Source organism: Streptomyces chartreusis NRRL 3882 (assembly GCF_900236475.1).
GTDB classification, from domain to species: Bacteria; Actinomycetota; Actinomycetes; order Streptomycetales; family Streptomycetaceae; genus Streptomyces; species Streptomyces chartreusis_D.
The window spans coordinates 1,334,701-1,359,210 of sequence record NZ_LT963352.1; the positions used below are offsets into that span (position 1 = coordinate 1,334,701).

Genomic DNA, 24,510 nt, shown 5'->3' on the forward strand with positions numbered 1-24,510 from the left:
CACAAGGCGAACCGGCGTGCTCACGAGCGTCCACACACCGCCCGTGAGCAGGCCACTTACCCGTTTCTTAAACTTTCGTCAGAACCGGCCGGCGCCGCGGTACAGCTCCAGTTCCCCTTCCAGTTCGACGGCCAGCACCGTGGCGTGCGGGTCGAGGTCCGGCGCGGCGGGCGGCTCGATCCAGAGGATGCCCGGGGTCTCGTGGAGGCCGCCGGTGACGCGGTGGGCCAGTTCCGTGCCGCTGCCGAGCACCGACACCTTGCGGACCTTTCCGAGGAGACCGCGCACGTTGATCTCGGCGCGTGGGGCGTCGAAGAGGATCAGGTAGAGGGTGCGGCGGTCCTCGGAGAGGGTGCTCGGGCCGTAGTGGTGGCCCGGCGGGAGTCCCCGTTCGGTGCCGTACACCGCTTCCGCGTGCCGGGCGATCCAGGCGCCGAGCCCTTCCAGCCGCTCCGCCTGCTCGGCCGGGATGGTGCCGTCCTCCCGCGGGCCGACGCTGAGCAGCAGGTTGCCTCCGCCCCCGATGGTCTCGGTGAAGTAGCGGATCAGCTGGTCGACCGACTTGTGGTTGTGGTCGTGGTGCTGGTGGCCCCAGGAGTCGTTGATCGTCAGGCACAGCTCCCAGGGGCCCTCGGGCGGGACGACCGGGGCGCCCTGTTCCGGCGTCGCGTAGTCGCCCTCGCTGAGCATGCGGGCGTTGAAGACGACGTCCGGTACCTCGGAGCGGATGAGCGCGGCCAGCTCGGGGATGCGCCACTGCTCCTCGCTGCGGTCCCACTCGCCGTCGAACCACAGCAGGTCGGGCTTGTAGCGGGAGGTCAGTTCGCGGATCTGGCCGTCTCGGTAGGCGAGGAACCTCTCCCAGGCCTGAAGGTCCTCGTCCTCGGCGGCGACCTCCGAGTAGCGGTTGTCCTCCAGCTCCGGTGGGCGGCCGGGCTTGCGGGTGGAGGCGTAGTCGGGGTGGCTCCAGTCCGAGTGCGAGTAGTAGAGCCCGACCTTGAGGCCCTGCTCGCGCAGGGCGTCGGCGTAGCCGGCGATCAGGTCGCGGCCCACGTTCAGGTCGCCGTGGGCCGTGTCCCACAGGGCGACGCCGTCGTGGTGGCGGCTGGTCAGCACGGCGTACTTCGCTCCGGCCCGCGCGAAGAGCCTCGCCCAGTCGCGCGGGTCGTAGCGGGAGGCCGTGAAGCGGTCCAACTGGGACATGTACCGGTCGTAGGGGACGATGTCGTCGTAGAACGACCAGGACTCCTGGACGCCGTCGACGGCGTAGATGCCCCAGTGGACGAAGATCCCCAGCTTCGCGTCGGTGAACCAGGGTTGCATGGCCATGGGTCAGCCCCTGCGCAGACGCAGTGTCAGGATCTGGAAGGGCCGCAGTGCGACGGGGACACCGCCGTCGCCGTCCACGCCCGCCTCCTCGAGCGGTCGTTCCAGCAGGTCGGTGATCTGCGCGCCGGCGAGCGGGAATCCGGTGCGCAGCACCCCCTGGGCCCGGCCGCCGCGGGACTCGTAGAGCCGTACGACGACGTCGCCGGAGGCGTCGTCGGCGAGCTTGACCGCCTCCACCGTCACGCCCTCGCCCTCGACGGAGACGACCGGTGCGGGGGCACCCGCCGCGTCGGCCACCCGGAGCGGGAGGTTGAGGGCGTAGCCCTCGGCGACGGCGTCCTCGATGGTCGCGCCGGGCAGCAGCGCGTAGGTGAAGCGGTGCCGGCCCTGGTCGGCCTCGGGGTCCGGGATGCGCGGCGCCCGGACCAGGCTGAGGCGGACGGTGGTCGTGGTGCCGCCGTCCTCGCGCACCGTGCGGGAGACGTCGTGGCCGTACGTCGAGTCGTTGATGACCGCGACGCCGTAGCCGGGTTCGCCGAGGTGCACCCAGCGGTGGCCGGAGACCTCGAAGCGGGCCGCCTCCCAGCTGGTGTTGGTGTGGGTGGGGCGCTGGATGTGGCCGAACTGGATCTCGGCGGAGGAGTGCGGGGCGCGGATGTCGACCGGGAAGGCCGCCTTGAGGATCTTCTCCGTCTCGTGCCAGTCGATGTCCGTCTCGATGTCGATCCGGGGGCTGCCGGCGCGGACGGTGATCGTCTGGGTGATCGTCGAGCCCTTGCCGAAGGACCGCTCCACGCGGATCGCGCCGACCAGCGGGTCCTGCTCGACGACCGTGACGGACGAGGCGTCGAGGAGGTCCGTGTAGCGGTTCTTGTAGTGCTTGTCGATGTCCCAGGCGTCCCAGTAGTTGGGCAGGTCGGTGTGCAGGCGGAGCAGGTTGCCCGGCTCGGCGAGGACTTCGCGGCGGGCGCGCAGGTCGTAGACGGACGACAGGGTGCCGTCCTCGGCCACCTCCACGCGGACGAGCCCGTTGTCGAGGACCCGGCCGTCCACCGTCACCGGCTGCGCCGGCTCGGCCCCGGCGAGGGGCGCGGAACCGCTCGCGGGCACCTCCACGTACACCGGTGCGCCGTCGGCGGTGCGGACCACCTCGGCACGGTCGTAGGGACTGGTGTTGAAGACGCGGGTCCCGCCGGAGCCGAGCGCGGCCACCGCCTCGGCGGTCAGCGCCTGCAGCTCACGGGCCACGCGGGCGTACTCGGCCTCGGCCTCGCGGTGCACCCAGGCGATGGAGGAGCCGGGCAGGATGTCGTGGAACTGGTGCAGCAGCACCGTCTTCCAGAGCCGGTCCAGCTTCTCGTACGGGTACGCGTAGCCCGGCGCGTGCAGCGCGGCCGTGGTCGCCCACAGTTCGGCCTCGCGCAGGAGGTGCTCGGAGCGGCGGTTGCCCTGCTTGGTGCGGGCCTGGGAGGTGTAGGTGGCGCGGTGCAGCTCCAGGTAGAGCTCGCCGACCCAGACGGGTGCGTCCGGGTACTCCTCGCGGGCCTTGGCGAAGAACTCGTCGGGGTGTTCGACGACGACCTTCGCGGAGCCCTCCAGGTCCGCCAGCCGGCGGGCGCGTTCCATGATCTCGCGGGTGGGGCCGCCACCGCCGTCGCCCCAGCCGAAGGGGGCCAGGGAGCGGGAGGCGCCGCCCTTCTCCTGGTAGTTGCGGACCGCGCGGGACATCTCCTCGCCGCTGAAGCGGGCGTTGTAGGTGTCGACCGGCGGGAAGTGGGTGAAGATCCGGGTGCCGTCGATGCCCTCCCACCAGAACGTGTGGTGGGGGAACTTGTTGGTCTGGTTCCAGGAGATCTTCTGGGTGAGGAACCACTCGTTCCCGGCGAGCTTGGCGATCTGCGGGTAGGCGGCGTTGTAGCCGAAGGAGTCCGGCAGCCAGACGCCCTTGGTCTCGATGCCGAAGTGGTCCATGAAGAACCGCTTGCCGTGGACGAACTGGCGGGCGACGGCCTCGCCGCCGGGCAGGTTGCCGTCGGACTCGACCCACATGCCGCCCACGGGCGCCCACTGGCCGTTCTTGACCGACTCCTGGATGCGGGCCCAGACCTTGGGGTAGTTGTCGCGCACCCACTCGTACTGCTGGGCCTGGGAGCAGGCGAAGATGAAGTCGTCGTACTCGTCGGCCAGGGACGTGACGTTGGAGAAGGTGCGGGACGTCTTGCGCTTGGTCTCGCGGATCGGCCAGAGCCAGGCCGAGTCGATGTGGGCGTGGCCCACCCCGGAGACCGTGTGCGCGCTGGCGTGCGCGGGCTTGGACAGCACCGGCTTCAGCGCCTCGCGCACCGCGGCGGCCGAGCCGGAGACGTCGTCCAGGTCCAGCCGGTCCATCGCCCGGTCGAGCGCGTGCGCGATCTCGTGCCGGCGCGGGTCGTGCTCGCCGAGTTCCAGCATGAGCTCGCGCAGCACCTGGACGTCGAGGTCGAGGTGCCAGACCTCCTCGTCGAGGATGGCGATGTCGGCGCTGCGGAAGGTGTAGAGCGGCTTGTCGCCGGCGGTGAGCTTGTCGCCGAGCGGGGTGGTCTTCGAGAAGTTGTCCGCGAGGATGTCCGGGTTGGAGGCGGCCTCGACCAGGTACTCGACCGTCTCGCCGCCCGTCGCCGGGTTGGCGATCGCCACGTACTGGTTGAGCGGGTTGACGGCCTTCAGCGGGGTGCCGTCCGTGAGGTGCACCAGGGCCTCGGCCTGGTTGCCGGGCCAGTCGCCCACGAAGCCGAGGTCGATGACGGCCTCGACGCGGCGTCCCGCCCACGCCTCGGGCACCTGGCCGCGCATGCGGAACCAGGTGGTGCCCCAGGGCGGTCCCCAGGGGGTGCCCATCGCGAACGGCGCGTACGAGGCGGCGGCGGCCTCCTCGAACGGGACCGGCTCCCCCGGGGCCTGCCAGGCCTCGACCTCGAAGGGGACGGTGGCCGCGTAGATCGCGGTTTTGATGCGCTGATCGTGGAGGCGCTGCACGCGCTCCTCGATACGGCGGCTTTCGTCGTGCATGAGATGTCTCCAGGAAGCGGGAAGCCGGGGGGAAAGCGCTTACCGAACGGTGCTCACCTAAGGTACGCGAGCCCGGGGTGGACCTCGGTGTAGCCCTCGACCAGCCTGCGGGCCACGTTGACGGAGTCGACGAGCGGGTGCAGGGCGAAGGCCTTCACGGCCGTCGTACGGGAGCCGGAGTCGGCGGCGGCCAGCACCTCGCGCTCGACGGCCTTGACCGCGCAGACCAGCCCGGTGGCGTGGCCGGGCAGCGGGTCGACGGCGACGGGGTGGGCGCCGTTGGCGTCGACGAGGCAGGGCACCTCGATGACGGCGTCGGTGTCCAGGACGGACAGGGTCCGCTGGTTGCGGACGTTGAGGATCAGGGTCGTGCGCTCGTCGCGGGCGATCGCGCGCATCAGGGCGAGGGCCACCTTCTCGTAGCCGCCGGACAGGTCGTCCTCGTCGCGTTCGCCCGCGCCCGCGGTCTCGCGGTTCTCGGCCATGTAGGTGGCCTCGCGCTCGGCGCGGGTCTGGTCCCAGACCTTGAGGGCGGGGGCGTCCGGGTTGCTCATCTCGGCGTAGAAGCGGGCCTGCTGGTCGTGCAGGAAGGCGCCGCGGGTCTTCTCGGCCTGCTGGTAGGCCCGTACGGCTTCCCGGTTGAAGTAGTAGTAGTGCAGGTACTCGTTGGGGATCGCGCCCAGGGACTGGAGCCAGTCGACTCCGAAGAGCTTGCCCTCCTCGAAGGAGCCGAGCAGGTCCGGGTCGGCGAGCAGGCGCGGCAGCTCGTCCCGGCCGGCGACGCGCAGGCCGCGTACCCAGCCGAGGTGGTTGAGGCCGACGTAGTCGATCCAGGCCTCCTTGGGGTTCGCGCCGAGCACCCGGGCGATACGGCGGCCGAGGCCGACCGGGGAGTCGCAGATGCCGATGACGCGGTCGCCGAGGTGGCGGGACATGGCCTCGGTGACCAGGCCGGCCGGGTTGGTGAAGTTGATGACCCAGGCGTCCGGCGCCAGGCGGGCGACCCGCCGGGCGATGTCGACGGCGACCGGGACGGTGCGCAGACCGTAGGCGATGCCGCCCGCGCCGACCGTCTCCTGGCCGAGGACGCCCTCGGCCAGGGCCACCCGCTCGTCGTCCGCCCGGCCCTGAAGTCCGCCGACGCGGATCGCGGAGAACACGAAGTCGGCGCCGCGCAGGGCCTCGTCCAGATCGGTGGTGGCGGTCACCTCGGGCGCGTCGGGGACACCGGCCGCCTGCTCGGCGAGGACGCGGGTCACGGCGGACAGTCGCCCGGAATCCAGATCGTGCAGGACGACGTGCGTCACCCGGCCCTCGGCGTGGTCCTGGAGGAGCGCCCCGTACACCAGCGGCACGCGGAATCCTCCGCCGCCCAGAATCGTCAGCTTCACGCCTGCACCTTTCCCGCCAGGACGACCTCGACTCCTGCCTCCTGGAAGGAGGACCGCGTCGCCGCGTCGACCGGCTCGTTCGTCACCACCACGTCCAGGTCCTCGGGACCGCAGACCTTCGCCATCCCGTGCCCCGGGAACTTCGCCGCGTCGGCGAGCAGCACGACCTTCTCGCCCGCCTTGATCATGGCGCGCTTGACCGGCACCTCCACGACCGTCGTGTCCATGACCTGGCCGCCGGGCCGCACGCCGCTGGTTCCGAGGAAGAGCCAGTCGGCGTGCAGCTGGCGCAGGTTGTCCTCGGTGAGGAAGCCGACCAGGGAGCGGTACTCGCGGCGGACCATGCCGCCGAGCAGGACCAGCTCGATGCCCTCGTCGTCGGCGAGTTCCTCGTAGACCACCAGGTTGCTGGTGATCACGGTGAGCCGGCGGCCGTGCAGCTGACGGGCCAGGCGGTAGGCCGTCGTCCCGATGTCCAGCAGCACCGACTGGCCGTCCCTGACCATGGCCGCAGCGCGTTCGGCTATGGCGTCCTTCTCGGCCACGCGCACCTCGGCGACCTCGGCGAAGGGCTGGTCGCCCTCCTCCACCACGGCGCCGCCGTGGACGCGCGTGAGCAGCCCGTCTTCTTCCAGTTTGACCAGGTCCCGCCTGATTGTGGCGGGACTCACGCCCAGCTGCTCTGAGAGGTCGGTCACGGCAGCGGGCCCGCCGGAGCGCAGGGCCCGCAGGATGAGTTGGTGTCGTCGTTCTGCCAGCACGGCGTGAACAGTACTCGTCATCCTCAATCATTTCCATGCTCACTTCTGCTCGGGTATTGACCAATCTCTCCGATCGGCGCACGATTCCGGTCACTGAAATGAAGAGTTTTGACGAGCTCGCGGGGTGGGCTCCTCGAACGCTTCCCAACGAGAGGACCCTTCCGTGGACGACGAACGGCCCGATGTGCTGCTGACCGGGCTGCTCTTCTACGACCTCGTCCTCACGGGGCTCGGCAAGCCCCCGGCCCCGGGCGAGGAGATCTGGACGACGGGCATGGGCTGCGGCCCGGGCGGCATCGCCAACCTGGCGGTGGCGGCCAGCCGCTTCGGCCTGCGCACCTCACTCGCCACGGTGTTCGGCGACGACCTCTACGGCGAGTTCTGCCGGGACATCCTGTGCGACCAGGAGGACGTCGACCTCTCGCTCTCCCGCACGGCCGACGGCTGGCCCACCCCCGTCACCGTCGCCCTCGCCCACGGTCACGACCGGGCCCTGATCACCCACGGCCAGGAGCCGCCGTACTCGCAGGACGTGCTGGTGGGCGACCCGCCCGGGGCGCGTACCGCCCTGGTGCACATCGAGGCGCAGCCGCGCGAGTGGCTCGCCAAGGCCGCCGCGGGCGGCACGCAGATCTACGCCGACGTCGGCTGGGACCCCAGCCAGGAGTGGTCGACGGCCCTCCTGGACCAGCTCACCCTGTGCCACGCCTTCCTCCCGAACGAGACGGAGGCCATGGCCTACACCCGCACGGACAGCGCGGTCGCCGCGCTCGGCACGCTGTCCGAGCTGGTGCCGGTCGCGGTGGTCACCCGGGGCCGGGACGGCGCGATGGCCGTCGACCAGACGACCGGCGAGTACGCCGACGTGCCCGCCCTCGACGTCGAGGTGCTGGACGCGACGGGTGCCGGGGACGTCTTCGGCGCCGCCTTCGTCACCGCCTCGCTCGGCGGCTGGCCGCTCGCGGAACGGCTGCGGTTCGCGGTGCTCGCCGCCGGTCTGTCCGTCCGGCACCACGGCGGGGCGCTGGCCGCTCCCGGCTGGTACGGCGTGGACCGCTGGTGGCGCTCCCTGACCGACCCCGAGCTGAAGCGCGCCTACGGCTTCCTGGCGGACCGGCTCCCGGAGAACCCCGGCCCGCCGGTCGTGTACGCCCCCGTCACCCCTCCCGCACGGCAGCAGTGACTTTCACACACCTCTCAGCACCACGACAGGAAAAACAGGAGTGACCCGTGGACCTTTCTCGTAGAGGCTTCCTCCAGGCCGCCGCGCTCACCGCGGCCGCCTCCGGCCTGACCGTCGCATGCGGCGGCGGCTCGGGATCGGGCGGCACCAAGAACGGCAAGAGCCTCACCATGTGGTACTGGGGTGGCGCACTGAGCGACAAGGTGGTCGCGGAGGCCAAGACGCACTTCGGCAGCCAGGTGAAGCTGACCGCCGCCTCCATCGGCGGCGACTTCAAGCAGAAGCTCACCACCACGCTCGCGGCGGGCAGCTCCGTGCCCGACATCACCGGCATCAAGGGCGAGGACATCGCGTCCTTCCTGCCCAACGCCGACCGCTTCCTCGACCTGAACGACCTGGGCTTCAAGAAGATCTCGTCCCAGTACCTGGACTGGAAGACCAAGCTCGCCCAGACCAAGGACGGAAAGCAGATCGGGTTCCCGATCGACATCGGTCCCACCGCGCTCTTCTACCGCGCGGACCTGTTCCGCAAGGCCGGCCTGCCCACCGACCCCGACAAGGTCGCCGCCGAGGCGGGGACCTGGGACGACTACTTCGCGCTCGGCTCCGAGCTGAAGAAGGCGGTGCCCGGCACCTACCTGATCAACAACATCAGCTCGGTGTTCAACATCGCCGTCGGCCAGGGCACCAAGCGGTTCATCGACGAGAACAACCACTTCATCGGCGACCAGGACCACATCCGCGAGGCGTGGACCACGGCGGTCCGCCCCTACACGCTCGGCATCGACGCCAGGATCAACGACAACACCTGGAACGCCGCCATCGGCAAGAACCTCAGCACCGAACTCGGCGCCGCCTGGCACGCGTTGGACATCGAGCAGGCCGCCCCGGGCACCAAGGGCAAGTGGCGGGTCTGTGCGACGCCCGGCGGACCGGCCAACCAGGGCGGCTCCTACCTGGCCCTGCCCAAGCAGTGCCGTAACCCCGAAGAGGCATTCAAGATCATCAGCTGGATCCTCAGCCCGGCCAACAACGCCCGCGGCTTCACCGACGCCGCCATCTTCCCCGCCTCCCCGTCCTCGTACGCCATGCCCGCCATGACGGGCGGCGACGCCTTCTTCGGCGGACAGAAGATCATCGATGTCTTCGGCCCGGCCGCCAAGGCCATCCCGGTCAGCTACGAGGCACCCGCCGACGCCGCCGTCATGGCCCCCTACTTCACCGAGCTGACCAGCATCGAGGCCAAGGGCAAGAAGCCCGACGCCGCCTGGAAGGACGCGGTCAGCCGGGCCAAGCAGATCGCCCGGCGACAGGGGGTGAACTGAGGTGTCATCACCTCCGGTCACGGGTCCCGCCACGGTGCGCGAGCGCCGCGGCGGGCCGGGCCCGGCCCGGTTCCGTCCGCGGCGCACCCCGCCCGCGGGCACCGCCCGGCCGAGGCGGCGCGGGGTGCTGTCGTACTGGCGGCAGTACCTGGCGATCTCGCCGTTCTACCTGATCTTCATCGCCTTCTCCTTCTTCCCCGTCTTCTACTCGCTGTATCTGGCCTTCCAGCGCTACGACGGCCTGGGCACCAAGCAGTTCGTCGGCCTCCAGCAGTTCGAGTTCCTCTGGAACGACCCCGTCTTCTGGCTGTCGATCCGCAACACCCTGGTGATCTGGGTCCTGTCCACCGTTCCCACGCTCTTCGGCGCCCTGGTCCTGGCGACGCTGCTGCATTCGGTGCGCCGCTTCAAGGGCTTCTACCGCATCGCCCTCTACGTCCCGAACGTGACCTCGATCGTCGCCGTGGCGATCTTCTTCGGCGCGGTGTTCAGCAACAACTTCGGCCTGGTCAACGCGATCCTGGGCACGGTCGGCATCTCGCCCGTGCCGTGGCTGAGCAACCCGTGGCTGATCAAACTGGTCATCGCGCTGCTGATGACCTGGATGTGGACCGGCTACAACATGATCATCTACCTGGCCGGTCTGCAGGCCATCCCGACGCAGATCTACGAGGCGGCCAAGCTGGACGGCGCCGGCCCCGTCCGCACCTTCTTCCAGATCACCATGCCGATCATGCGGCCCATCATCCTGTTCACCGTCGTCATCTCGACCATCAACGGCCTGCAGAGCTTCAGCGAACCCCAGGTGCTCTTCGCCAGCAACGCCGCCAACCAGAACCTCGGCGGCCCGGGCCAGGCGGGCCTGACCACGTTGCTGTACTTCTACCAGTCGGCCTTCCTCAACAACGACTACGGCTACGGCGCGGCCATCGTGTGGGCCTTCTTCGTACTGATCATCGTGCTCGTCGTCATCAACTGGCGCATCGTGCAGCGAGGGAGGAAGTCATGACGACAGCCGCCACGGTGCGGCCGGCCAAGGGCGCGCGGCGGCTGCGCCGCCCCAGGGGCCTGACCGCGCACATCATCCTCGCCCTGGCGGTCCTGATCTCGGTCTTCCCCTTCGTGTGGACGATCGTGATGGCGACCAACACCACCCGTGACATCTACAAGAGCCCACCGAAGCTGACCTTCGGCTCCCACCTGCTGGAGAACATCCGGCACGTACTGAACACGATCGACTTCTTCGGATCGATGCTCAACACGGTCGTCGTCGCGTGCGTCACGACGGCCCTGGTGCTGTTCATCGACTCCCTGGCGGCCTTCGCCTTCGCCAAGTTCGACTTCCCCGGGCGCAAGGTGCTCTTCGGCACGCTGCTGGTGTTCATGATGCTGCCGCTCCAGCTGGCCGTCCTGCCGCAGTTCATCCTCATGTCCGAGATCGGCTGGGTCGGCATGCTCAAGGCGCTGGCCCTGCCCGCCCTCGCCAACGCCTTCGGCATCTTCTGGCTGCACCAGTACATACAGAACGGGGTGCCCGACGAGCTGCTCGACGCCGCGCGCATCGACGGCGCCGGGTTCTTCCGCCAGTACTGGAACATCGCGCTGCCGATGATCAGGCCCGCACTGTCCTTCCTCGCCATCTACGCCTTCGTCAACGCCTGGAACGACTACGTGTGGCCGCTCATCGTGCTCACCAACCCCGACCACGTCACCCTCCAGGTGGAGCTCGCCCAGCTCAACGTCGGCCACAACACCGACTACAGCATGGTCATGGCCGGTGTGCTCATGGCGGCTCTCCCCCTGGTCGTGGTCTTCAGCATCTTCGCGCGCGGCTTCATCGCGGGCGCCACCGAGGGTGCGGTACAGGGCAGCTGAACCGGTGTCGAGAGGGAGGGGCACAGTGGTGGAGGTCTCCGGCGGGGAACGGCCGCGGCGCGGCAAGGTGCTCGTGGTGGGCATGGACGGGCTGCGCTTCGACCGGCTGGTCCGCTCGCCGTCCACGGCACCCGTGCTGCACGCCCTGATGGCCGCGGGCGCCCACGGCACCAGCCTGCTGCCCTACGGCGAGGTGGACGGCCAGGCCGGCGACGGGCCGTCCACCAGCATGGCCTACACCGACTCCGGCCCCGGCTGGTCGAGCGTGCTGACCGGGGTGTGGCCCGACCGGCACGGGGTGACCGGCAACGACTTCGCCGGCGCCGACTACACCCGCTACCCCGACTTCCTCAGCCGCGCCGCCACCGCCCGGCCCGGTCTGCGCAGCGCGGCCGCGGTGTCCTGGCCGGCACTGGTCCGCCGCGGCACGCTCGGCCGCGCCATCGGCCGGCGTGTGCGCTACAACGGTGAGTCCCGCGGCTACGACACCGCGGACCGCCTCGTCGCCCGCACCGCGACACGCTGGCTCACCAAGGACGACCCGGACGTCGTGTTCGTGTACTTCGGCGCCACCGATGAGGCCGGGCACGCCACGGGCCCCCTCAGCCCCGCCTACGATCGGGCCCTCCTCACGCAGGACACCCACCTCGGGCGGCTGCTGGACGCGATCGACGCCCGGCGCTCCGACCCCGCCCGTGCGGACGAGCACTGGACCGTGCTGGTCACCACGGACCACGGACACCTCGACGCCGGTGGCCACGGAGGCGACACGCCTGCCGAACGAGAGGTCTTCGTCGTCCTGGCCGGGCCGGGCGTGCCCGGCGGCACCCGGCTGGACACGCCCCGCCTCGTCGACATCGCCCCCACCGTCCTGGACCGTCTCGGCATCCCCGTCGACCCCGCCTGGGGCCTCCAAGGCCGCGTCCTGCCCCGGCCCACCCCACCGACTTCGGAATGGTCATGACCGACGCACTCCCCGATCCCCTGATCGCCCTGCGCCCCTGGGAGGCACCCGAGGTGACCTCCTGGGGGCGGCTGCCCATGAACGCCGTGGACCGGCGGGCCGGTGCCGTGTCCCTGGACGGCGACTGGCGTTTCCAGTTGCTGCCCGCGCCCGACGCCCCGGTGGGCGAGGGCTGGTCGTCGGCGTACGTCCCCGGAGTCTGGACCATGCAGGGCACGGACGATCTTCCGCGGTACCTGAACGTCCGCATGCCGTTCGCGCAGTTCCCGCCGGCGGTGCCCGCCGCCGACCCGACGGGCGTGTACGAGCGTGCGGTGGACGTGCCGGCCGAGTGGGCCGGGCGGCGGATCGTGCTCCAGGTCGGGGCAGCGGAGAGCGTGCTGCTGGTCCACGTGGACGGGCTGCCCGTCGGCATCTCCAAGGACTCCCATCTGGCCGCCGAATTCGACCTGTCCGGCGTCGTACGCCCCGGCGAGCGGACCACCGTACGGCTGACCGTGGTGAAGTGGTCGGACGCCTCGCACATCGAGGACCAGGACCAGTGGTGGCACGGCGGCATCACGCGTTCGGTGCTGCTCTACGCCACCGACCCGCTGTATCTCGCGGACGTGACCGTACGGGCCCGACGGGACGGTGATCTGCGCGTGGACTGCCTCGTGCGGGACTCCGGCGGGGCCCTGCCCGAGGGCTGGTACGTCAGCGGGGAGCTGGACGGGCAGCTGCTCACGCAGGACGCGGAGTTCGACCGGGCCAACGCCGAGGACGAGCGCGTCTCCGGTTTCCTGGGCGAGGCCCGGCTGCGGGCCGCCGTGCCGGACGTGCGCACCTGGACCGCCGAGACGCCCGAGCTGTACGGCCTGACCGTCCGGCTGCACCGCGCCGACGGCACGGTCGCCGACCGCTCGCACCACCGGATCGGCTTCCGTGACGTCGAGATCACCGGCCGGGACCTGCTGGTCAACGGCGAGCGCGTGTTCATCCGGGGCGTCAACCGGCACGACTTCCATCCGCTGACCGGCCGGACCGTGTCGTACGACGACATGCGCGCGGACCTCGTCCTGCTGAAGCGGTTCGGCTTCAACGCGATCCGCACCGCGCACTACCCGAACGACCCGGCCCTGTACGACCTGGCCGACGAGCTCGGCTTCTACGTCGTCGACGAGGCCGACATCGAGTCCCACGACCACGCGCACGAGATCGCCGACGACCCGCGCTATCTGGGCGCCTTCGTCGACCGGGTCGCGCGGATGGTGCTGCGGGACAAGAACCACCCGTCCGTCATCATCTGGTCGCTGGGCAACGAGTCCGACTACGGCGCGAACCACGACGCGGCGGCGGGCTGGGTGCGCCGGCACGACCCGACCCGGCCGGTGCAGTACGAGGGCGCGGCCAAGCGCGGCTGGGCCGATCCGGGCCTGGCCTCCGACATCGCCTGCCCGATGTACGCGCCGCTCCAGGACTGCCTGGCGCACGCCATGTCCGGGACCCAGACCAAACCGCTCATCCAGTGCGAGTACTCGCACGCCATGGGCAACAGCAACGGCACGCTCGCCGACCATTGGGCGGCCATCGAGGCCACCCCGGGTCTTCAGGGCGGGTTCATCTGGGAGTTCTGGGACCACGGCATCCTGCAGCGTGTGAATGACGGCAGACCGGCCGGGCGTGGGGGCGCCGGGCTCTACGGCAACGGTGTCGCCGCGCCCGGCCACCGCTGGGCGTACGGCGGCGACTTCGGGGAGACCGACCACGACGGCGCCTTCATCGCCGACGGTGTCGTCTTCCCCGACCGCACCCCCAAGCCCGTGATGTTCGAGCACCGGGAGATCGCCGCGCCGGTGCGCATCGAGTGCTTCCGGCACGAGGGCGTCGTCCTGAGCAACCACCAGCACTTCCGGGGCCTGGACTGGCTGTCCGGTGAGTGGCAACTGGCCCTCGCCGACGGCGGCACCCTGACCGCCCCCGCCGAGCTGCCCGATCTGCGGCCGGGCGAGACGGCCGCCGTACCACTGCCGTTCGAGCTGCCGGAGGACGGCGGCGAGGCGTGGCTGACGCTGCGCGTCACGACGTCCCGGGACGAGCCGTGGGCCCCGCGGGGCACGGTCGTGTGCCTGCCGCAGGTACGGCTGCGGCACGCGTCCCCGGTGAAGCACGCCCCCGTCACGCACCGCGCCGTGGAGGTCGACGAGGACGGGCTGCTGATCCATCCGCTGCTGACGGCCGGGCCCACGCTGTCGCTGTGGCGGGCGCCCACCGACAACGACGAACTGGGCGGCATGGCGGCCCGCTGGCGGGACTGGGGGCTCGACGCGCTCACCCGCAAGGTCGTCGCCGTACGGCGGGAACCGGGACGGGTGGCCGTGGTCGCCGACCACCTCGGTCCGGGCGGGGCGGTCCGGCACGAGCAGGTGTTCACGGCGGTCGAGGGCGGGCTGCTCGTGGAGGAGTGTGCCGAGCTGCCCGAGACGCTGGACGACGTGGCCCGGGTCGGATCGGTCTTCGAGACGGTCGCCGGGCTGAACCTGCTGGAGTGGTTCGGGCAGGGCCCCTGGGAGTCGTATCCGGACCGGGGCGCCGGCGCGCCGGTCGGCCACCACTCGCTGCCGGTGGACGAGCTGTTCACGCCGTACCTGCGGCCCCAGGAGAGCGGCGGGCGGCACGGCGTGCGGCGGTTCACGCTGTCCGCGCCGGACGCGACCGGGCTCGCGGTACGGCTGGACCGGCCCCGCCAGGTCTCCGTGACCCGCCATCGCGCGGCCGATCTCGCTTCGGCCGCGCATCACGACGAACTGGTGTCGCGGGCGGGGTGCGTGGTGCACATCGACGCGGCGCACCGCGGTCTCGGCACGGCGTCGTGCGGGCCCGACACCTTCGCCTCCTACCTCGTCCCGGCCGGCGTCCATCGCTGGAGCTGGACGCTGCGCGTTCTCTGAGTTCTCCGCCTCCCTGTCACCCTCTCCGAGACTCCCTCCCTGTCACCCTCATGGAGCACCCATGTGCACTTCGCATGATCACGACCTGGGCGAGGCCCCCCAGGCCGGTGCCGGAAGACGCAGTTTCCTCCGCGCCACCGCGCTGCTCGGCGCGACCGCCACGGCGGTGGCCGCGCTGCCGGCCGTCGCCGCCCGGGCGGAGCCGGCGAGTTGGCGCCCCGACCCGCGCAGCCGTCGCTTCACTCTCGCCGTGATGCCGGACACGCAGTACCTCTTCGACGGGCCGAGCATCGACAAGGCACCGGTCGAGGCGTCGCTGCGCTATCTGCTGGAGCACGGCAGGGAGGAGAACCTCGTCTTCCTGTCCCACCTGGGGGACCTCACGCAGAACGGCGCGAAAGAGGAGTTCGCTGCGATCGGCGAGGCGTTCTCGCTGCTGGACCGGCGGGGCGTCGGCTACAGCGTCCTGGCCGGCAACCACGACGTGAAGTCGTCGACGACCGACCAGCGCGGTGCGACGCCCTATCTGGACGCCTTCGGGCCCGAGCGGTTCGAGCGGCAGCGGACGTTCGGCGGTGCCTCCCCGGACGGCTACAACACCTTCCACCTGTTCACCGCGGGCGGCCGGGAGTGGATGGTGCTCGCGCTGGACTGGCGGCTGTCGCCGCAGGGCTACGCGTGGGCGAAGGAGGTCATGGCGCGGCATCCGAAGACACCCGTGATCCTCACGACGCACGAACTGGTCGTCGAGGACGACGCGTTGTCGGAGTACGGGCAGCAGCTCTGGGACCAGCTGATCGAGGACCACGACCAGATCTTCCTCACCCTCAACGGGCACTACTGGCCCGCCGCCCGCGCGACACGGAAGAACACGGCCGGGCACGACGTCCACCTGCATCTGACGAACTACCAGAACCGTTACTTCGGCGGTGCGGCGATGATCCGCCTCTACCGGTTCGACCTGGACCGGAACGTCATCGACGTGGAGACGGTCTCCCCGTGGATCCTGGGCCGGGCCAAGAAGGGGCTCAACGAGCTGGAGCGGCAGGAGATGGAGCTGAGCGGCGACGCCGACCGGTTCTCCGTCGAGATCGACTTCGAGGAGCGCTTCTCCGGCTTCGCGCCGGTGCCCGCCCGTCCCGCGCGGCCCGCCTCGAAGATGCTGGTGCCGGGCACGGTGGCGTACTGGCGATTCGAGAAACCCGTCGAGGGCACCGCCGGCACGGTGCGGGACCTGTCCGGGCGCGGCAACGACCTCTCGCTCGTCACGGTGGGCGGCGGTGCGCTGGGCTGGTCGGCGGACCACCACCCCGACCAGCCGGGCCACGGCAGCCTGGAGTTCCAGGGCTTCAAGTCCCCGCTGAAGGGCGCCTACCTGCGTACGGTCGACGGTGCCCCGCTCAACTCGGCCACGTTCGAGGACGGTTACACCATCGAGGCGTTCTACCGGCTGCCCGCCGACTGGGACCCGGACCACAACGCCTGGTCTGGTCTGGTCTCCCGCACCGGCACGGGCGGCGCCGCCGGGAAGACCGCCGACGACCCCGACGAGCCGCTGGCCACGCTGTCCCTGTCCAACGACCGTGAGCCGCAGTGGGCGATGCGGCCGCTCAACCAGCAGGGGATCGCCACCAACTGGGGCCAGGAGACCCCGCTGGAGACCTGGTGGCACCTCGCGGTCGTCAACGACGGCGGGCACACCACGCTGTACGTCGAGGGCTGCCCGGTCGTCCGCAACCCCAAGGCGTCCTCCGTCGGCATCACCTCCGTCGGCCTGCCGTGGCTTCTCGGCGGCTACGAGTACGGCGGCAAGATCGACCAGATCCTCCACGGCCGGCTCGGCGACGTCCGGATCGTCGCCCGGGCGCTGCCCGTCACCTCCTTCATGAACCACTGACCTCATCGAACTCGCGAGGATCCGTCATGACCGAGCAGCAGCTGCCCGCCTGGGCCGATCCGTCCGTCTCCCCCGCCGCCCTCGACGCCCAAGGCGTCTCCCGCCGCGGACTTTTGCGCCGGGCGGGCCTGTTCGGCGCCGCCTTCGCCCTGGGACCGGCGGCCCCGGCCCTGGCCGCCGACGGTGACGGCGCACGGCTGGGCGGGGAGGACCCCCGCCTCGCCTACCTCGTCGGCGACCACCACATCCACTCCGTCTACAGCCACGACGCCAAGTACACCTTCTCCCAGCTGGCCGCCGCGGGCGCGACCTACGGCCTGGACTGGATGGTGTTCACCGAGCACTCCAACTTCGGGCACGCCGACTTCGGGGCCGCGCTGGAGCACAAGGAGATCCTCAGGGCCCGAGCGGAGAACCCGCGTCAGCTGATCTTCCAGGGCCTGGAGTGGTACATCCCGGCGGCCGAGCACTGCACGGTGTTCACCACGCCCGGCCGGAACGAGGTCGACCTGCTCACCCGCTTCGAGCGCGCCTACGACGGCAAGCTCCTCGGCTACGACAAGGGCGGCCCCGCCGACGCGGACACCGCCCGCAACGAGGCGCACGCCGTCAAGGCCCTCGAGTGGCTGGCCGGGCAGCGCCGTTCGGGCTACGTCGACGACGTGCTGGTGCTCGCCAACCACCCCATGCGCCTCGGCATCGACTCCCCGCACGAGATGCGCGCCTGGCGGGACGCGGCGCCCGAGATCATGATCGGCATGGAGGGCGCCCCGGGCGCCCAGGGCGCTGCCGTCCCCGGCTGGCGCGGGGCCGGCTCGATCCGCGGCGAGTACGAGAACAAGCCGTCCGCGCAGTCCTGGCCCGGCTACCCGGCGGACGCCTATCTGACGTACGGCGGCTTCGACTGGGCGACCGCCACCGTCGGCGGCCTGTGGGACTCGATGCTCGCCGAGGGGCGGCTGTTCTCGATCACCACCAACTCCGACGCCCACCGGATCGTCTTCGACACCTGGAAGAACGGCGACTGGCAGCCGGGTCAGACCTTCGACACCACCGGGAAGCTGCCCGACCCGGTGCAGACGGACACCCCGCAGCCCGGCAGCGACTTCTGGCCCGGCCAGTTCAGCCGAACCCATGTGGGCGTCACCCGCTACGGCTACCGCGCGGTCATGGCGGGCCTGCGCGCGGGCCGGGTCTGGCTCGACCACGGGCATCTGCTCGACGGGCTCGACGTCCGGCTGACACGGGACCGTGACCGGGGCCGGGGCGTGACGCTCGGCGGCCGGCTGCGGGTCCGCAAGGGCGAGAAGCTCACCCTGAACGTCACCGTGACGACCGCCTCGCGGCCCAACCCCCAAGGGATCCTGCCGGAGTTGGCGCACGTGGACGTCATCCGTGGCGCGGTGCGCGGCCCGGTCGCCGACCGCGACACCTGGAAGGCGCCCGACACCCGCGTCGTCCGCTCGCAGGACGTCTCCGGCCGCAGGGGCACCTATACCCTGCGCGTTCCGCTGACCGCGGGTGAGGAGTCCTTCTACGTCCGGCTGCGCGGCAGCGACGGCAACCGCCACGGCACCGGCTACCTCGGCGCCTCGGTCGACCCGCACGGGCCCGTTCCGCACCCGCCCGGGGACGGTGACCCGTGGGCGGATACGTGGTTCTATTCGAACCCGGTATTCGTCGACGTGGAAGGTGCCTGACCTGATGAGACGTCAACTGCTCGCCGCCACCGCGTTATGGGGCGCCTTCACGCTGGGCGCCGGGACGGCCTCGGCCGCCGGTGCCCCGCAGTGGACGGAGACCGGCACGGCGTACACCGACACCCTCGGCGGCGGGCAGGGCCTGGCCGCCCGCGCGGACGGCTCCCTGCTGTACCGCGGGCTGGCCTCCATCCCGCTGGACCTGCGGGTCAAGGGCTGGAACCACATAGGCGACCCGGACATCGCGCGCGGTCATGTCTTCGACGCCTACCAGGGATCGGACACGGCCACGTCGAAGATGTTCGCGGTCACCACCCCGGCCGGGAAGCGCTACGAGTACGTCCACCCGCTGAACCCGGGCGAGAAACTGAACAACTCCTTCGCCGCCGTCTCACCCGACGGTCAGTGGCTGGTGTCGGGCGAGTGGGGCACGCAGAGCCGGCTCCAGGTCTTCCCGGCGCCCCTGCTCAACCCGTCGACGCCGGCGACCGGCGGTGAGCTGGGGGAGGCCGGGCAGATCACCCTGGACAAGCCGGTGCGCGACATCCAGGGCTGCGACTTCGTCACCGAGACCCGCCTGCTGTGCGCCTCGAACGACGCCTCGGGCACCCTCTTCCCGCAGATCCGGCCACTGGTCCAGGTCGACCTGCCGCGCAAGCCGGACGGGCAGCCGGTCACCGGTTCGGTGCAGAGCCTCTTCGCGCTGCCGCAGCGCAGCGTGTGCACGGGCACCTTCGAGGCGGAGGGCGTCGACTACGACGCGAACAGCGGCACCCTGCGGGCGCAGATGATCCCGCCGGGCGTGTGCGCGGTGACGACGGCCGTCCACGCGTACCAGCAGGTCACGGACTGATCGAGCGGAGGTACGGTGGGCCGCGTGACCGGTGAAGAGTCGCTGCGGCCCCAGTCCCTCATGCTGACGTTCCTGGGTGACCAGGTGCTCGGGCGCGACGTGTGCGTGTACTCGGGCAGCGTCATCGACGTGTTCGCCCGCGCCGGGATCGGCGAGCAGGCGACCCGCTCGACGCTGACCCGGATGGTCAACCGTGACCTGCTGCGCCGCCAGCGCGAGGGCCGCCGGATGTACTTCGGGCTGACCGGGCGCTCGGAAGCCGTGCTGCGCGACGGCGAGCGGCGCATCTGGCAGACCGGTGCCGTCAACCGGCACTGGGACGGCACCTGGACCCTGCTCGGTTTCTCCCTGCCCGAGTCCTGGCAGCGCCAGCGCCACGACCTGCGCTCCCAGCTGACCTGGAGCGGCTTCGGCCCGCTGTTCAACGGCCTGTGGATCGCACCTGGTGAGGTCGACGTGTCGGCGCTGGTCGCCGAGCTCGGCCTGTCCGCCCATGTGAAGGTCTTCCGGGCGCACGCCGATGCCGGGACGGACATCGGCCAGATGATCGAGGAGACGTGGGAGCTGTCCGACCTGGCGGGTAGCTACGAGGGGTTCGTACGGCGCTGGCAGCCCTGGGAGGACGCGCTGCCGGAGGCCGACGAGGCGCTCGTGCTGCGGCTGCGGCTCCAGACCGAGTGGCTGCGGATCGTCCGGCGCGATCCGCGCCTGCCCGTCAAGCACCTGCCGGACGACTGGCCGGCGGAACAGGCCGAGAAGACGTTCCGGGCCGTGCACGACCGGCTCTCACCGCTCGCGCGTGACGCCTCGGAACGCCTCCTCGACCTGGTGCCGGCGCGGCCTCAGGCGTAGAACCGCGACAGGCTCTGGAGCACCGCGGCGGGCTTGCCGCCGCCCTCGATCTCGATCGCACCGTCGACCGTGATCTGCACGCCGCCCGGCACCTCCTCGACCTCGGCGAGCTTCGCCGTCAGCCGGATGCGGGAGCCGACCTTCACCGGGGAGGGGAAACGCACCTTGTTGAGGCCGTAGTTGACCTTCGTCGTCACGCCCTGGACGTCCAGCAGCTCGGTGAACAGCGGGATGAAGAGGGAGAGGGTGAGGTAGCCGTGCGCGATGGGGGCGCCGAAGGGGCCCTCCTTGGCCTTCTCGGGGTCCACGTGGATCCACTGGTGGTCCCCGGTCGCGTCGGCGAAGGTGTCGATCCGCTCCTGCGTGACCTCGATCCACTCGCTGGTGCCGAGGTCGCTGCCCGCGAGCTTCTTCAGTTCGTCGAGGCCGTTGACGGTGATGCTCATGGAGCCGTCCTTCACTGGGAGTCGGTGCCGTAGCGCTTGCGCACACGGGACTTGAGGAGCTTCCCGGAGGCGGTGCGGGGCAGCTCGTCCGCCACCACGACCGACTTCGGGATCTTGTACTTGGCGAGGCGGCCGGCGAGCGACGCGAGCACCTCGTCGGGGTCGAGTGCGGCGCCTTCGCGGGGTACGACGACCGCGCGGGGCACCTCGCCCCACTTGTCGTCCGGCACCCCGATCACCGCGCACTCGACGATGTCGGGGTGGGCGAGGAGCTGGTCCTCGATCTCGGCGGGGTAGACGTTCTCGCCACCGGAGATGATCATGTCCTTGATGCGGTCGACGATGTAGACGTAGCCGTCCTCGTCGATCTGGGCGGCGTCGCCGCTGCGGAACCAGCCGTCCGCGAAGGCCGCGGCCGTCTCCTCGGGCAGCCCCCAGTAGCCGGGCATGACGTGCGGCCCGCGCACCACGACCTCGCCCACTTCGCCGACGTCGACCGGCGCGAGGTCGGGCCGTACGACGCGTACGTCGCTGAAGAAGTGCGGCACGCCCGCCGAACCCGCCTTGCCGACGGCGTGTTCGGCGTCCAGGAACAGCGTGCCGGGCGCGGCCTCGGTCATGCCGTAGCCCTGGAGGAAGGTCAGGCCGCGCCTCTGGTACGCCGCGATCAGCGGGGTGGGGACCGGGGAGCCGCCGCAGGTGAGGATGCGCAGCGACGACAGGTCGGCGTCCGGCCAGCGCGGGTGCCGGGCGACCTGGTCGAACATCGTGGGCACACCGAACATGAAGGTGATCCGGTGCCGTTCGATCAGGTCGAAGGTGGCGTCCGGGTCGAAGGCCTCGACCAGGACGCAGGTGCCGCCCTTCAGCAGGACCGGGAGCGTCAGCATGTTCAGGCCGGCGGTGTGGAAGAGCGGGGCGGAGACCAGGGCGCGTTCGTCGGCGAACAGGTCGTGGTCGACGAGGACGTTGATCGCGTTCCACGTGAGGTTGCCGTGCGTGAGCATCGCGCCCTTGGGGCGGCCGGTCGTCCCCGAGGTGTACATGATGATGCAGGTGTCGTCCGGGGCGACCGGTGTGTCGATGGGCTCCCCGGCGGCCGAGGCCAGCGCCTCCTCGTACTCGGCGCCCACTTCGACATAGGTACGGACGTCCGTGCTGCCCGGCAGTCCCGCGACCAGCCCGGCGTGCGAGGGGCCGTAGACGAGGGCCTTGGCGCCGGAGTCGGCGAGCTGGTAGGCGATCTCGGGACCGGCCAGGCGGGTGTTGAGGGGGACGAAGACCGCGCCGAGCGTGCCGGCCGCGAACAGGGTCTCCAGATAGGAGGGGTGGTTCGGGCCGAGGTAGGCGATGCGGTCGCCGCGGCGAACACCCCTCTCGCGCAGGGCGTGGGCGAGGCGGGTGGTGCGCTCGTACAGGCCGGCGTAGGTGCGGGTGGTGTCGCCGTGGATCAGGGCGGTGCGGTGCGGGGTCTTGCGGGCCCGGCGTGCGGGCCATGACCCCAGTCCCTCGTTGCGCATGTCACGCCCCTTACGGTTTCGTCAGCCCGAGCAGGCGGGCGGCGTTCTCCTTGAGGATCTTCGGCCGGACCTCGTCCTTGATCGTCAGCTTGTCGAAGTCGGCGAGCCAGCGGTCGGGGGTGAGGACGGGGAAGTCGGAGCCGAAGAGGACCTTGTCCTTCAGCAGCGTGTTCGCGTACTGCACGAGCTGCGGCGGGAAGTACTTCGGCGACCAGCCGGACAGGTCGATGTGCACGCCCGGCTTGTGCGTGGCGACGGCCAGGGCCTCGTCCTGCCAGGGGAACGACGGATGCGCCAGGATGATCTTCAGGTGCGGGAAGTCGGCGGCGACGTCGTCGACGTGCAGCGGGTTGGAGTACTTGAGCCTGATGCCGCCTCCGCCGGGCACGCCGGCTCCGATGCCGGTCTGGCCGGTGTGGAACAGGGCGATCGTGCCGGTCTCCTCGATCACCTCGTAGAGGTCGTACGCCACCGACCGGTCGTTGGGGAAGAAGCCCTGGATGCTGGGGTGGAACTTGAAGCCCTTCACCCCGTACTCCTCGACCAGGCGGCGGGCCTGCTTGACCCCCGCCTTGCCCCGGAAGGGGTCGATGGAGGCGAAGGGGATGAGGACGTCGGCGTTGGCGGCGGCGGCCTCGGCGACCTCCTCGTTGGGGACGGGCGGGGTGCCGGTGGCGGACTCGGCGTCGACCGTGAAGATCACGGCGGCCGTCTTCCGCTCGCGGTAGTACGCGGCGGTCTCCTCCAGGGTCGGCTTCCGCTTGCCCTCGACCTTGAAGTAGGCGGAGGAGGCGTCGTGCAGGTCGTCGTCCAGGGAGGAGTGGCCCTTGGAGGACACCTCCGCGTGGGTGTGGACGTCGATCGCGACGAGGTCGTCGACATTCATGGACAGGGCCATCACGCCTCCGGGAACTTCGGTGCCGGGATGCCGACCGACTGGAGCTCGGCACCGACCGAGGTGGGCCAGGCGTCCGCCAGGGTGCCGGGGGTCCAGCCGCCGTCGGCGTAGGCCGCCCTGATCTCCTGCGGATGCGACCAGAGTGCCACCTTGTCGCCGCCGATGCCGATGCACTGGCCGGTCACGCCGCGCGCTGCCTCGGAGGCCAGGAACGGGACCAGGGCGGCGCAGTCCTCGGGGGTGCCGAAGCCCTCGCCCTTGCGCAGGAAGTCCGGGAGCGGCTCACCGTTCTTCATGGCCTCGATGTACGGGGCGAAGGCGGGGATCGTCTCGGTCATGGCGGTCGCGGCGACCGGCACGATCGCGTTGACGGTGATGTTCGCGCGGCCCAGCTCCATCGACCAGGTACGGGCCATCGCCGCGATGCCGGCCTTGGCGGCGGCGTAGTTCGTCTGGCCGAAGTTGCCGCGCTGCCCGGCCGGGGAGCCGACCAGGATCAGCGAGCCGCCCTCGCCCTGCTCGCGCATCCGGACGGCGGCGGCGCGGGCGCAGGTGAAGGTGCCCTTGAGGTGGGTGGTGATCACAGCGTCGAAGTCGTCGTCGGTCATCTTCCACAGCACCTTGTCGCGGAGGATGCCCGCGTTGGTGACGAGGACGTCCAGCCGGCCGAACTCCTCGGCCGCGCGGTTCACCAGCCGATCCGCCGCCTCGGTGGTACCGACCGGGACCACCTCCGCCACGGCCTTTCCGCCCGCCTCGGTGATGGACTTCACGGCCGCCTCGGCCACGGCCTCGTCGACGTCGTTGACCACCACGGACGCTCCGTGGGCGGCCAGAGCATGCGCGTAGGCGAGGCCGAGGCCCCGGCCGCTGCCGGTGACGACGGCGACCTTGCCGGAGAGATCGATGCTGGGCACGGGTGGGTCCCTTCACACGGGTTCGACTTCGAGATCGAAGCTAAGAGCAATAATTGTTGACGTCAATAGTTGTTGGTGACCTACGTGTGCGAGATGCTGGAATCTCTCCAGGAAGCACCGAGCACAGGGAGCCCGCCATCACACGCCAGAACCTCACCCCGAAGCCCATCGACGCCCACGAGCCGTGGATGCGCGGGCTGCACGCCGACACGGGCTACCTGCTGTACCGCCTGGGCCTGCGCTCGGGACAGCTCTTCAACGCCTGCCTCCAGGAGTCGGGCCTGCGCCTGCGCCACTACGCGGTACTGCGCTTCCTCGCCACCTCCGACGGCGCCCTCCAGCGCGAGCTGAGCACCCGGCTCGGCTACGACCCGAGCGCGATCGTCGGCCTGGTCGACGACCTGGAGAAGCAGGGCTTCGCCGAGCGTCGCCCCTCCCCCGACGACCGCCGCAGCCGGATCGTCGTACTGACCGACCGGGGCCGCGCGTTCCTGCGTGACACCGACGAGGCCGGCCAGCGGGTGACGAACGAGCTCCTGGGCCCGCTGGACCCGGCCGAGCGGGACGCGCTGCACGCGCTGCTGCTGCGGATCGCCGAGGACGGCCTCAACTGATGTTGTG

The 24,510-nt window shown here is 70.8% G+C and carries 19 protein-coding genes; 11 read left to right on the forward strand and 8 right to left on the reverse strand.

What is annotated here, in order from left to right; genetic code table 11:
- Positions 1–78: 78 nt before the first annotated feature.
- From SCNRRL3882_RS06040 to SCNRRL3882_RS06055, 4 genes are read right to left on the reverse strand one after another with little or no spacing between them, the layout of a single operon-like run.
- Positions 79–1,329: an alpha-L-fucosidase gene (locus SCNRRL3882_RS06040; protein ID WP_010043008.1), complete on the reverse strand. Its 1,251-nt coding sequence runs from the start codon at positions 1,327–1,329 to the stop codon at positions 79–81.
- Positions 1,330–1,332: 3 nt separating this feature from the next.
- Positions 1,333–4,377, reverse strand: a complete 3,045-nt coding sequence (locus SCNRRL3882_RS06045) for an alpha-mannosidase (RefSeq protein ID WP_010043009.1) — start codon at positions 4,375–4,377, stop codon at positions 1,333–1,335.
- A 53-nt stretch (positions 4,378–4,430) separates the two neighbouring features.
- Complete coding sequence (locus SCNRRL3882_RS06050; protein ID WP_010043011.1) at positions 4,431–5,768, reverse strand: 6-phospho-beta-glucosidase; 1,338 nt, start codon at positions 5,766–5,768, stop codon at positions 4,431–4,433.
- Positions 5,765–6,529, reverse strand: coding sequence for a DeoR/GlpR family DNA-binding transcription regulator (locus tag SCNRRL3882_RS06055; RefSeq protein WP_010043014.1), 765 nt, complete (start codon positions 6,527–6,529; stop codon positions 5,765–5,767). The genes SCNRRL3882_RS06050 and SCNRRL3882_RS06055 overlap by 4 nt, the downstream gene beginning before the upstream one ends.
- A 163-nt stretch (positions 6,530–6,692) precedes the next feature.
- Between SCNRRL3882_RS06055 and SCNRRL3882_RS06060 the strand changes: the two genes are divergently transcribed.
- The 10 genes from SCNRRL3882_RS06060 (at position 6,693) to SCNRRL3882_RS06105 (ending at position 20,108) form a co-directional block, all read left to right on the forward strand.
- Positions 6,693–7,712, forward strand: coding sequence for a carbohydrate kinase family protein (locus SCNRRL3882_RS06060; RefSeq protein WP_010043017.1), 1,020 nt, complete (start codon positions 6,693–6,695; stop codon positions 7,710–7,712).
- A gap of 47 nt (positions 7,713–7,759) precedes the next feature.
- Positions 7,760–9,037 carry an extracellular solute-binding protein gene (locus SCNRRL3882_RS06065; protein WP_010043019.1) on the forward strand — a complete coding sequence of 426 codons (1,278 nt, stop codon included), beginning with the start codon at positions 7,760–7,762 and terminating at the stop codon, positions 9,035–9,037.
- 124 nt (positions 9,038–9,161) lie between these two features.
- A complete protein-coding gene (locus SCNRRL3882_RS06070) occupies positions 9,162–10,046 on the forward strand; it encodes a carbohydrate ABC transporter permease (protein ID WP_010043021.1) in 885 nt (294 codons plus the stop codon).
- The gene (locus SCNRRL3882_RS06075; RefSeq protein ID WP_010043025.1) at positions 10,043–10,912 is read left to right on the forward strand and encodes a carbohydrate ABC transporter permease; all 870 of its coding nucleotides are present in this window, start codon (positions 10,043–10,045) and stop codon (positions 10,910–10,912) included. The genes SCNRRL3882_RS06070 and SCNRRL3882_RS06075 overlap by 4 nt, the downstream gene beginning before the upstream one ends.
- 28 nt (positions 10,913–10,940) lie before the next feature.
- Entirely contained in the window at positions 10,941–11,876 is a 936-nt protein-coding gene (locus SCNRRL3882_RS06080; RefSeq protein WP_010043026.1) for an alkaline phosphatase family protein, read from the forward strand.
- Positions 11,873–14,806, forward strand: coding sequence for a glycoside hydrolase family 2 TIM barrel-domain containing protein (locus tag SCNRRL3882_RS06085; RefSeq protein WP_010043027.1), 2,934 nt, complete (start codon positions 11,873–11,875; stop codon positions 14,804–14,806). The genes SCNRRL3882_RS06080 and SCNRRL3882_RS06085 overlap by 4 nt, the downstream gene beginning before the upstream one ends.
- A 61-nt stretch (positions 14,807–14,867) precedes the next feature.
- Positions 14,868–16,703 carry a LamG-like jellyroll fold domain-containing protein gene (locus SCNRRL3882_RS06090; protein WP_010043028.1) on the forward strand — a complete coding sequence of 612 codons (1,836 nt, stop codon included), beginning with the start codon at positions 14,868–14,870 and terminating at the stop codon, positions 16,701–16,703.
- Between the two features lie 26 nt (positions 16,704–16,729).
- Positions 16,730–18,403, forward strand: a complete 1,674-nt coding sequence (locus SCNRRL3882_RS06095; protein ID WP_010043029.1) for a PHP domain-containing protein — start codon at positions 16,730–16,732, stop codon at positions 18,401–18,403.
- A gap of 4 nt (positions 18,404–18,407) precedes the next feature.
- A complete protein-coding gene (locus tag SCNRRL3882_RS06100; RefSeq protein ID WP_010043031.1) occupies positions 18,408–19,256 on the forward strand; it encodes a hypothetical protein in 849 nt (282 codons plus the stop codon).
- A gap of 24 nt (positions 19,257–19,280) precedes the next feature.
- Complete coding sequence (locus SCNRRL3882_RS06105) at positions 19,281–20,108, forward strand: PaaX family transcriptional regulator C-terminal domain-containing protein (protein WP_010043033.1); 828 nt, start codon at positions 19,281–19,283, stop codon at positions 20,106–20,108.
- Here the strand turns inward: SCNRRL3882_RS06105 and SCNRRL3882_RS06110 are convergent.
- The 4 genes from SCNRRL3882_RS06110 to SCNRRL3882_RS06125 are packed head-to-tail and all read right to left on the reverse strand — an operon-like array spanning position 20,099 to position 23,889.
- A complete protein-coding gene (locus SCNRRL3882_RS06110; protein WP_010043036.1) occupies positions 20,099–20,554 on the reverse strand; it encodes a MaoC family dehydratase in 456 nt (151 codons plus the stop codon). The genes SCNRRL3882_RS06105 and SCNRRL3882_RS06110 overlap by 10 nt on opposite strands.
- An 11-nt stretch (positions 20,555–20,565) precedes the next feature.
- Positions 20,566–22,074: an acyl-CoA synthetase gene (locus SCNRRL3882_RS06115; protein ID WP_010043039.1), complete on the reverse strand. Its 1,509-nt coding sequence runs from the start codon at positions 22,072–22,074 to the stop codon at positions 20,566–20,568.
- Between the two features lie 10 nt (positions 22,075–22,084).
- A complete protein-coding gene (locus SCNRRL3882_RS06120) occupies positions 22,085–22,960 on the reverse strand; it encodes a 4-hydroxyphenyl-beta-ketoacyl-CoA hydrolase (RefSeq protein ID WP_010043041.1) in 876 nt (291 codons plus the stop codon).
- A gap of 11 nt (positions 22,961–22,971) precedes the next feature.
- Positions 22,972–23,889 (reverse strand): SDR family NAD(P)-dependent oxidoreductase, encoded by a 918-nt coding sequence (locus SCNRRL3882_RS06125; RefSeq protein ID WP_010043042.1) that lies wholly within the window; start codon positions 23,887–23,889, stop codon positions 22,972–22,974.
- A 188-nt stretch (positions 23,890–24,077) separates the two neighbouring features.
- Here SCNRRL3882_RS06125 and SCNRRL3882_RS06130 point away from each other — a divergent pair, with 188 nt between their 5' ends.
- On the forward strand, positions 24,078–24,503 hold the full coding sequence (locus tag SCNRRL3882_RS06130; RefSeq protein ID WP_010043044.1) for a MarR family winged helix-turn-helix transcriptional regulator: 426 nt from the start codon (positions 24,078–24,080) through the stop codon (positions 24,501–24,503).
- Positions 24,504–24,510 lie beyond the last annotated feature (7 nt).